We start from the raw sequence: 9,823 nt of genomic DNA, 5'->3' as shown, positions 1-9,823 counted from the left end.
GGGACGCCTCGCAGCCGCCAGGCAGCCTGAAAAGCGTGGAGAACCAATCGGATTTTCGATGAGCATCGTTTTTTGAAGTGCTGACCGCTCGATAGCCGGAGAGTATTCGGCTATTTCAGACCATCCCAAGGTGTTCAGTATCACCGTGATGGACTTTCAGATCTCTGTATTGATCGGTTCAATGGCTTCATCTCACCCCAAGAGTATGTTCAACAGAAGCGCGAGCTTCGAGAGAAAGCGTTTGAACTTATAAAAGCTGAGTTGCCATATCTTAATAATATCTCTTTTGACTCTTCGCCTCCGCCATCGGTACCGTCAGCAACGATTGGTAAAGACGAGGAGGGCGCCGCGAATCAGTGATAATTTGGGTTGAAGATTGTCTGGATGGCTAGCGTTTTGGTCTGGGTGTTAGGCCACAGCCTTCTCTTTAACTCGGTAGTCACGTGGGTACTTCGCGCCTGGCGGCGCTTCCTTCTCGGCCAGTGCCGATATTTTGATGAGGATCATCGCAGCCGATAGCACTTCTTTGTCTGAGCACCTCGATAGTTTGATCTCGTGCTGTGGTGGCGCCAGGAACTTCACGGCCTGGTGCTGCTTCAGCGACCGGATGGCATGGATCAAGCGCTCAATGAGCAGAGCCGCAGATTGCATCGCCCATTCGCACAGTGTGTCGAGCGCATAGCCTCAGCGACTCCAGGGCGATTCAGTATGCCAAGACAGTTGGTTAGCCGGGGCAGCTAACTTCCACCTAAAAAATGCGTTCGATGGTTATGGTGGTTATACGGCCAAGAGGATGCCGCGGTATCGTCCGAAGAACTCGGAGGTGGTGCGGCTAGCTCTTCCAGGTGAGGGATGATGTCATCTGGCTTGAGTACCAGTACGTCGCTGTCCAGCGTGTCCAGAATCATCTCGGCGGTGTTGCCGATCAAGGCGCCGCTCAGTCCGCTACGTGCCACGCTACCTATCACCGTAAGCGCCGCTTCTAGCTTGTGTGCCAGGTACGGAATCATCACGTCGGGAGGGCCTTCCTCGACATGCAGGTGTGCGTCCTTGATGTGAAACTCGTGTTGGAACCTCTTGCACTGGTCGCGATAGTAAGCCTGGATGCTCTCCTTGAGTTGAAGTATGGGATCGCTCGCCGAGAGCATTGGATAGGGGTAGGCACACATCATGTGTAGAGTGCCGCTGGCCAGTTTGGCGATGTCGTAGCCGTGGCTGACGATGCCAGAATGCAGGACGCGATGCTCCACATCACTGCTGCCGACGTCGACGGCCGCGAGAATGGTGCCACCGGTCCAGGGCCTGATGGTTTTTACCAAGAGCACTGGGCTGGGGCAGTATCGCAGCAGCTTCCAGTCCTCAGGAGTGAGCAGGGCCTTCATCAGCGGGTTGTCAGTCAAATGCTGTTTGATCACCAGGCCGCAGCCTTGCGCCTGTTGAGCGGCAATGATGGTCTTGTGTGAGCTCCCATGCCAGGCCTGCTGCGCACTAACGCTATAACCTTCTTGTGCCAAGGAGCCTTGTAGGTCGTTCAAGTAAGAGGAATGATGATTTCCCTTGTTGCAGGCCAGCAGGTGCAGATGTGATCGAGTGGCGGTGGCAATCATTTTAGCTCTGTGTAGGATCAGCTCACTGGACTGCTGCGAGTCCACTACCACCAAGGTGTTACGAACGGTGTGCATGAGTGTCTTCCTGTGCGTGAGTACGTTTTTATGCGGACGGGGGACACTGGCGCTCTTGGCCTACGCACCTTAGCGCGGGCTGTACGCGTTGCTGGCCGACCCTTGCCCCGCTTGTCAGTCGTAAGCTCACCAAACGAAATCATGCACGCGACAGCTAGAATCGAATCTTGCCCACTCCATTTGGCCATTAACGTTTGAACTGCACTATTGGCTCCGGAGCTTCTGTTGATCGCTCTTGCAACTGCGCGAGCTGACTCCCCAGCCTTGACGCTGTTGTTTCATTACAGTTACATAAAGAGTACTTAGGTGTAACGCGCTAGATACACTTTATGTTGGAAGTGTTGCGTTACTTCTTGCTGGCTCGCAGCTGGAAATGAAACGCGTTAGCTGCCGCGTTCATGCTTCGTCTAGGTGGACGCCTTATGAATCAAGTTGCTCTCTGGCGAGCGTTCTGCTCGCTCAACTCAATGGGCGAGTATTATGAGGGGTGTTGAGCTTGGTGCTTATACAGTTGGTCGGTTGAGTTAGTTAATTTTCACCTAAAGAAACACTGAACAAGCAGAATTTGATTTTATACAACCGTGCTGCTCCACTGCCTTTGTAGTGGTCAACTAATCCCGGACACCGCGTTAAGTTTTTCCTTGGCCACAGCGGGCGTCAACCCGCTGTTAAATTGATGCGGCCTTTGCCAGTTGTAATGTTGCATCAAAAACCGTCCGATATCCTGCTGTGCCAGCGAAGCGCTCGTGTAACCCACAGTCGGTACCCATTGCGTTTTCAAGCTGCGAAATAACCGCTCCATTGGCGCATTATCGTGGCAGTTTCCGCGCCGACTCATGCTCTGCTTGAAGCGATAACGCCACAGCCGCTGGCGGAAGCTGCGGCTGCCATATACGGCTACTGGTCTGGAGCGCTGGCTTCATGCTCGGTCGATTCGACAGCTGGTGATAGCTGGGATCATCACCAACAGTAACCTGGCAATGGATTACGCCAGGATTCTCGAAATGGCCGACCTGATGGGCAGTGTTTGATAGCGCGTGGCGTCACCCAACTACAGGTTCTCGGCCCCGACGAAGATACGGCGGATGTTTGCAGTCTTCGCCGCCAGATCGATATCGTCCCACCGCAGGCCCATAGCCGCAGCTGGGCGCAGTGCGCCCAGCGTCAGGAAGGGGCGGCCAAGGCCTATGTCGATTCCCGCGTGTCAGGGGCACTGGATTGCGTCTTGACGCATATCGCTCCTGGCTTTCTCCAGGTTGCGCCGAGCCAGCGTGTTCTGCGGCTCCAACGTCAGCGCCTGCTGCAGAAGCTTGGTCGATTCGCAATACTCATGCCGTTCCAAGAGAAAATGCCCATAAGCGTTGTAGACCGAACTGTCCCTGGCCGGCTGTGACGGCTCCAGGGCCACCGCCCGTTTGTAGGCCTGGCGGGCGGGCAGATCTTCCTGGGTATTGGAGTAGGCCAGGGCCAGGTTGAACCAGCCCAGGTAGAAGTCGGGCTGTTGCGCAAGGACCTCCTTCAGCAAGGGAATCGCCTGTTGTGGCGCTTTGGCTCTCCTGGCTTGACGGGCGTCGGAAAACTTCTGGTATTGCTGCGCGGACAGCATCTTGCTGGTCTGTTCGATCTGTTGCTCCTGCAAATGCAGGCGTCTGGCGGCGTAGTCGTTGTCCTGGCGCTGGACCTCATTGATCGATTCGAAAGCCGCCACCGGGCTGTCGATGCCACTTTTCAGGTACTGGAAACGGGTACTGCTCTGCGCCTGGGACCTGTTGACCCTGACAAGACTGTAATAGCGATAAAGCCCGGTCTTTTCATCATAGGTGATGTGATTGTCGACCTCCTCGGCCGGGCTTGTCAGCGTGCCCTCCAGCGGATCCACACGGCCGGTGCTATCCATCGAGGCCTGTACTGTCTCGCGCAGGAACTGGGTGGCCGCTATTTTCGCCGTGCGAATCGACTCCGCTTGAGCATCGGGCAACTGGGCGCTATCGGCGACGCCAACGAAGTACAGGTTCTTGGGGTTGTCCGGCAGTTTCTTCAGCCAGTCTGGCAGGGCTTCCGCTGCATAGGCCGAAGACAACAGCTTAAGTTGAACCCCGACGGGGTTCGTGGGCCCACTGTCCGGTGGGTCGATGATTGCCTGGAAGCGCTTATATTGATTTTGAAACTCCTGGGCTGCGAATTGATTGGCCGGCTCTTTGAACGTCCTGTAGTTCAAGTGCTCAGTCTCCATCTTGCGCACGATCTTCTCGACCTTGTTGATAGAGACGGCGATTTGCTGGTAGTTGTTCATTTCCAGCGTATTCACCGCGATGGTGATGCCGGAGATGACAACCCCGAGGGCGACCGTTGCACTTTTGACATAGTTCGCACTGCTGCCCTGCAACGCGGCGGCCACCAGCCCCAGCACGCCGACCAGGATGGCAATGCCGACTTGCAGGCGATAATTGAAGCGCCATGTATCCAGCTGTGCATAACAGGTTTTGAGCAGTTCATTGAAGTAGTCCAGCATTTTCGGATCTGCAGCCGTTTCGGCATAGGCTGGCAGGCAGAACAGCAGGCCTATCAAGCAGGACAGTCTGGTAGAGGTGTTCATGGCCTAGTTTACCCTCTGGTATTGAATTCCAGGCCGGAAGCTGATGGCGAATACTAGGCGTCCACTTTGCACCGGCAATCATCAAGAGTGTAGGTGGCCTTTGGACATCTGGGGTCAGAAGGAAAGGGGGAGGACGAGGGCGCGCTATACGCTAATAACCTGAGTCACCCATGCCATTCATGCATCCTAATAGACTTGAGCGATATCATTTTGGCATCATTGCTGGGAAGCCAGCAGCTAATGGGTCCGCACCGGAGCGGGCGGCTGCTGTGTGACAGCTTCACCGACGACTGGCAATAGCTATCCACGGCCGATCACGGCGAATGACTTTATTAGGGAGCAGGTCATGCAGTTACGAAACGTGAAGATAGGAATGCGAGCAGGATGTACGTTCACATTTTTGGCAGTGTTGATCCTGTTAATGGGGTTGGTCTCGCTCTTTCAGGCCAAGCAGATGGACGCTGCTACCGATGGCATCCGGGAAGATTGGTTGCCGGCGATTATTGCACTCGGTGAGGTAGGAACGAGTCTGGGCAGAGCGCGTGCGCTGACCTTGCGCAGCGTGTTGCTCAATGATGTCAGCGAGCGCCAGCGCAGCCTTGATCTCATTGAATCGGTCAACAAGACGATGCCCGAACACCTGGGCGCTTACGAAAAAACCATTACGCTGGCGCAGGATCGAGAACTCTTCGACCATTTCATCGCCCAATACAAACGCTACCTGGCACTTCAGACAGAGATCGTTGCTGCGGTAGCAGCCGGGCGTATAGAAGAGGCCGAACGCCTGGTCAACGGCCCCCTTGCCGAATACGCCGACACGATGATGAAAGCGCTGACCACGCTTATCCGCTTCAATTCCGAGGGTGCCTATACCTCCGCGCAGGGTAGCAGCGAGGCGTTCACAGAAGCAGTGACTGTGGTGGTGGTCGCGCTGGTGGTTATCCTGCTGGTGATGACAATCATTGCCATCCTGCTGACCCGCAGCATCGTCGCTCCCATGGCTGAGGCGGTGGAGGTCGCCAATCGTGTAGCAAGTGGTGATCTGACCCAGGAAATCCGTGTTGAAGGGCACGACGAACCGGCCATGCTCCTGTCTTCGCTACGAACCATGCAGCAGAGCCTGCGCGACACGATCCGGCAGATTTCCAGCGCGTCTGACCAATTGGCCTCGGCTTCGGAAGAACTACATGCAGTGACCGAGGACACTAGCCGTGGCCTGCACCAACAGAGCGCCGAGATCGATCAGGCCGCGACGGCAGTAAACCAGATGACCGTCGCCGTCGAGGAAGTTGCCAGCAACGCGTCGAGTACTGCCGATGCTTCCCAGGTGGCCGATCAGACCACTCTGCAGGGGCGTGATCAGGTCAAGCAGGCACTGGAATCGATCCGGGCGCTTGCCAGCGATGTGACTGTCACCTCGGAAGAGATCGGACAACTGGCCAACCAGGTGAACGAGATTGGCCAGGTGCTTGATGTGATCGGTGCCATTGCCGATCAAACCAACCTGCTGGCCTTGAACGCTGCCATCGAGGCCGCCCGTGCCGGCGATGCAGGGCGTGGTTTTGCCGTGGTCGCCGATGAAGTGCGTGCCCTGGCCCACCGAACCCAGGCGTCGACCAAGGAAATCGGCCAGATGATCGGCGGCATACAGTCTGGCTCGGAGCGAGCGGTCGGTGCCATACACAGCAGCCAGAACCGGGCCAACAATACCCTGGAGGTGGCTCAGGCGGCTGGCGCGGCACTGGAAGTGATCGCCAGTTCGATCTCCTCGATCAACGAGCGTAACCTGGTGATCGCTTCGGCTTCCGAAGAGCAGGCTCAGGTTGCCCGTGAAGTGGATCGTAACCTGGTAAACATACGTGATCTGTCTACACAAACATCAGCAGGCGCCAATCAGACCAGTGCCGCCAGCCAGGATCTTTCACGCCTGGCAGTGGAGCTGAATGCGATGGTGTCGAAGTTCAGGACTTAGCTTGAACTATCAAGGGCACTGCAGGCGCAAACACAGCCAAGCCCAGGTACTCTTGGGCCGCTGTAGTTGTTTTTATACTACGCTAGCCATGAATATGCGCCGCAAATCCTAACTTTAAAGTCAAGAAAAGGGTCGTCTCATGAAGGTCAGTGCACGCAACGTATTCAAAGGCCAAGTCAGCCACGTACAGCAAGGCGCTGTGAACGCCGAGGTCAGTTTGGCGCTGCCCGGTGGTGAGCAACTGGTCGCGGTCGTGACGATGGAAAGCGTCAAGAACCTTGGTATTGCCGCAGGCAAAGAGGCCGTTGCTTTGATCAAGGCGCCTTGGGTGATGTTGATGACCGAGTCGAGTGACATTCGGCTCTCCGCACGCAACTGCCTGCAAGGCAAGGTGCTCAGCGTCAACGATGGCGCCGTCAACGCCGAGGTGGTGATCGAGTTGGCTGGCGGTACAAAGGTTTACTCGATCGTGACGCGTGATGCTGTTGCTGAGTTGGGCCTGGCACCCGGCGTAAAGGCTACTGCAGTGATTAAGGCCTCCCACATCATCCTCGGTATGCCGGCCTGATAAAGCGCCAGTCTTCACTTCATGCAGCCCTGCCACGGTAGACTCACGCGCCAGCAGCCTCTGGTGCAGGCGGTAGGGCTCAAAGACCTGGGGCGCTTGTACATGCTGCCCGTAGCGCCTTCCCCAAGCGTGTCGTTCGGTTCAGGACGAAGTCGGGCGCGGCACGGCAAACTGTTTGCGGAACCACTCTTGGAGCATGGCTTTTTCCGCATACAGCCGGTCGCTGTTGGCTCTACGTCCTGGGCGCTGCAAGTAGAACTTGTCCGTGACGTGAGCATCGGCCTGGCTTAGCGGCTTACCTTGTTGCCAGAGCTCGTAGTGCAGGTCGATACTGGGCCAGGTGATGTCGCGCATGAAGCGTATCGTATAGGCCTGGGCATGCCAGGGTTCGTAGCGGCCGGCCAGGTCGATGTCGCGGATGTCGATGCGCAGGGTCTGCCCGGGTGGCAGGTAGCGCTTGCCCAGGGTCTGCAGATAGCTGCGCAGCTCTTTCATCACATGCTCGTCGGCACCGCGCTCGTAACCGTTGCTGTCCAGGCTTGCATCGCGAAAGTGTTCGGGTTTGTCGTAATTGACCTCGACCGAGGCGGCCGGCGGCGTTTGAGCCAGGCTGCTTGACGCCAGCAGGCTCAGGGCGACAAAGGTCAGGGCAGGGCGCATGATTCACCTCCAGGTGCAGGTGTCTGCACTGCTGTTATTGTACGCCTGCCAAGGTTGGCGGGTTAGGGGAGTGCACCGTGAGTCGGATCGAACGGTTTGCCATCAACGCGCATGGCCGGGATTATGCGGTGGGCGATATTCACGGGCACTTCCAGCGCCTGCAGGTACAACTGCGGGCCATCGGTTTCGATCCAGCAGTGGACCGCTTGTTCAGCGTCGGTGACCTGGTGGACCGGGGGCCGGAATGCCCGCAAGCGCTGCATTGGCTGGAACAGCCTTGGTTCCATGCGGTGCAGGGTAACCACGAGGCGCTGGCGGTGACGCATGTGAGTGGCGGCTGGCTGGATTACGGTCAGTACCGTGCTGCGGGCGGTGGCTGGTTTCTCGACCTGCCAGCCAGCGAACAGGTACGTTTTGCCGAGCGTTTTGCGCGTATGCCTCTGGCCCTTGAAATCGAAACGCCGGGTGGGCTGGTCGGCCTGCTGCATGCCGATTGTCCGTGTGCCAGCTGGTCCGAGTTGTGCGAGCAACTGCAGGTCCAAGTGCCGCGCGAGCTTCAGGAATACTGCCAGTGGTCGCGGCGTCGGCTGCAAGTGGATGACGAACGACCGATTGCTGGCTTGCGAGCGTTGATCGTTGGTCATACCCCTCTGCACGCGGTGAGGGTGCTGGGCAATATCTGGCATATCGATACCGGCGGTTGGTCCCGTGGTCATTTCAGCCTGTTGGCGCTGGACACCCTCAGCCTGGTCAGCGCCACAGAAGGTGAATGATCACGGCCAAAGCCAGTGCGATCAGCACTGCGCCCGATACCCGCTCAAGCCATGGCAGCGAACGCGAAAATTGCCGCCGTATGCGCAGGTTGCCGATGGCCATGGCGACCAGCACGTCCCAGGCCAGCACCACGGTGAACATCCACAGGCCATAGAACAGCTTCCAGCCAAGGCTGGCGTTGGCGACCATGCTCGCCAGGCTGACGTAGAACAACGCGTTCTTGGGATTGAGGATGCCTGACACAAGCCCCATACCCAGCCCTTGCCACCAGGACGTCTGTACGCTGGGTGGATGGCTGTGGTCGGTTGCGGCCAACGAACTGCTGCCGGCATGGCGAATGAACAGACTGCCGATGTACAGCAGGTAGGCGCAGCCCGCCAACTGAATGACGATGAACAGCGCGCTGTCTGGGCGCAGCGCCGAGAGACCGGCAAAGGCGGTCAGGATAAAGGCACCATTGGCCAGGGCGATCCCCAGGCAAGCGCCAGTGGCAACGCGCCAACCGGCGCTCATGGCGCTGCGCGCGACCAGGAAGAAATCCGGGCCGGGCGACAGCAGGGCGAGAAAATGCGCTGCGGCAACCATCAAGAACTGCTCCATGGCACTCAATCTTGTTCAGCAATAAGGCTGGCGATTGTCTGGGCAGGGCTGTGTGGCTGTATTGAAGAAAATTGCGGGCGTTCAGCGCCGATAAAGACCCGGGGTCACGCCGGTATGGGCTTTGAACACGCGCTGGAAATGGCTCTGGTCAGCAAAGCCCAGGCGGTAGGCGATATCCGCGACTGGCGTGCCGTTGCGCAGCCAGCCACGGGCCAGGTTGACGCGTTGGTTCAACTGGTAGGCGTGCGGGGTGAGTCCGGTGGCGGCGCGAAAGGCGCGGATCAACTGGTAGCGGCCCATGCCCGCCAGCGTGGCCAGTTCGCTCAGGGTCAGATGGTTGTTGCCTTCATCCTCAAGGCACTGCAGCAGGGCCTTGAGGGTGCTGTCTGGCAGCTGCGGCAACAGCGAACTGGCCAACGGTTGATGGGCGCCGGCCTCGTAATCAGCGAGAAACTCGATCAATGCGGCCTCTTTTTCGGCGCCAGGTACGGCGGAAAACAGCATGTCGTTGAGTCGACAGAAGCGCTGGTAAGTGAACGCGTCGCGGCTGATGCGTGCCGGCTCGCCGTCACTGGCCGACTGGCCGGACTCCAGGCGCAGGGCTCGCAGCCAGGCGGCGTCCAGGTGCAGCATCTGATAGCTCCAGAACATCCCGGGCTCAGGGTTACAGGCATGCACGCAATGGGCCGGGACAAACACCAGCGTACCGGGCAACAGGCGCGCCTGCCCCTGGCCTGCGCCAGTGAACAGGCTGCAGCCCTGGTCCACCGCGCCGATGGAGAAGGTTGGGTGACTGTGGGGTTTGTAGCAGGTCCGGCTGTGGCAGGCCTGGCGGCTTTCTACAAAGGGCAGGGCTGGGTCACGCCAGAATGCGCTGTGCCGCTCAGCGGCCCGAGGCATGACGTTTTCCGGGCACTGTAGCGTCTGTTCCATCAGGCTCATGGGCGGTCTCGGGGCTATGAGGCGGGATG

At 58.1% G+C, this 9,823-nt stretch carries 9 protein-coding genes and 1 pseudogene; 3 read left to right on the top strand and 7 right to left on the bottom strand.

Annotation, left to right across the window (positions count from 1 at the left end):
• Positions 1–408 precede the first annotated feature (408 nt).
• The 4 genes and pseudogenes from ACRESH_RS08310 to ACRESH_RS08295 form a co-directional block, all read right to left on the bottom strand.
• On the bottom strand, positions 409–651 hold the full coding sequence (locus ACRESH_RS08310; RefSeq protein WP_431741530.1) for a hypothetical protein: 243 nt from the start codon (positions 649–651) through the stop codon (positions 409–411).
• Between the two features lie 86 nt (positions 652–737).
• Positions 738–1,682 carry a universal stress protein gene (locus ACRESH_RS08305; RefSeq protein ID WP_431741529.1) on the bottom strand — a complete coding sequence of 315 codons (945 nt, stop codon included), beginning with the start codon at positions 1,680–1,682 and terminating at the stop codon, positions 738–740.
• Positions 1,683–2,289: 607 nt separating this feature from the next.
• Positions 2,290–2,574: pseudogene (locus ACRESH_RS08300) on the bottom strand (integrase core domain-containing protein); the annotation flags it as partial.
• A 312-nt stretch (positions 2,575–2,886) separates the two neighbouring features.
• On the bottom strand, positions 2,887–4,278 hold the full coding sequence (locus ACRESH_RS08295; RefSeq protein WP_431741528.1) for a hypothetical protein: 1,392 nt from the start codon (positions 4,276–4,278) through the stop codon (positions 2,887–2,889).
• A 346-nt stretch (positions 4,279–4,624) separates the two neighbouring features.
• Here ACRESH_RS08295 and ACRESH_RS08290 point away from each other — a divergent pair, with 346 nt between their 5' ends.
• Both ACRESH_RS08290 and ACRESH_RS08285 read left to right on the top strand, forming a co-directional pair.
• Positions 4,625–6,250 carry a methyl-accepting chemotaxis protein gene (locus tag ACRESH_RS08290; RefSeq protein WP_431741534.1) on the top strand — a complete coding sequence of 542 codons (1,626 nt, stop codon included), beginning with the start codon at positions 4,625–4,627 and terminating at the stop codon, positions 6,248–6,250.
• Positions 6,251–6,389: 139 nt separating this feature from the next.
• Positions 6,390–6,818, top strand: coding sequence for a TOBE domain-containing protein (locus ACRESH_RS08285; protein ID WP_431741527.1), 429 nt, complete (start codon positions 6,390–6,392; stop codon positions 6,816–6,818).
• 141 nt (positions 6,819–6,959) lie between these two features.
• Here ACRESH_RS08285 and ACRESH_RS08280 read toward each other — a convergent pair whose 3' ends face one another.
• Positions 6,960–7,478 (bottom strand): DUF3016 domain-containing protein, encoded by a 519-nt coding sequence (locus ACRESH_RS08280; RefSeq protein WP_431741526.1) that lies wholly within the window; start codon positions 7,476–7,478, stop codon positions 6,960–6,962.
• Positions 7,479–7,555: 77 nt separating this feature from the next.
• On the opposite strand from ACRESH_RS08280, the gene ACRESH_RS08275 reads away from it, so the two are divergent.
• A complete protein-coding gene (locus ACRESH_RS08275) occupies positions 7,556–8,251 on the top strand; it encodes a metallophosphoesterase (RefSeq protein WP_431741525.1) in 696 nt (231 codons plus the stop codon).
• Here ACRESH_RS08275 and ACRESH_RS08270 read toward each other — a convergent pair.
• Both ACRESH_RS08270 and ACRESH_RS08265 read right to left on the bottom strand, forming a co-directional pair.
• The gene (locus ACRESH_RS08270) at positions 8,229–8,852 is read right to left on the bottom strand and encodes a LysE family translocator (protein WP_431741524.1); all 624 of its coding nucleotides are present in this window, start codon (positions 8,850–8,852) and stop codon (positions 8,229–8,231) included. The genes ACRESH_RS08275 and ACRESH_RS08270 overlap by 23 nt on opposite strands.
• Positions 8,853–8,933: 81 nt before the next feature.
• Positions 8,934–9,752 (bottom strand): AraC family transcriptional regulator, encoded by an 819-nt coding sequence (locus tag ACRESH_RS08265; protein ID WP_431741533.1) that lies wholly within the window; start codon positions 9,750–9,752, stop codon positions 8,934–8,936.
• Positions 9,753–9,823: the final 71 nt, after the last annotated feature.

It is taken from the genome of Pseudomonas sp. (genome assembly GCF_050739775.1).
Lineage (GTDB): Bacteria > Pseudomonadota > Gammaproteobacteria > Pseudomonadales > Pseudomonadaceae > Aquipseudomonas.
Note: the sequence above shows the minus strand (reverse complement) of the source record. Positions and strands in the feature narration are given on the sequence as shown.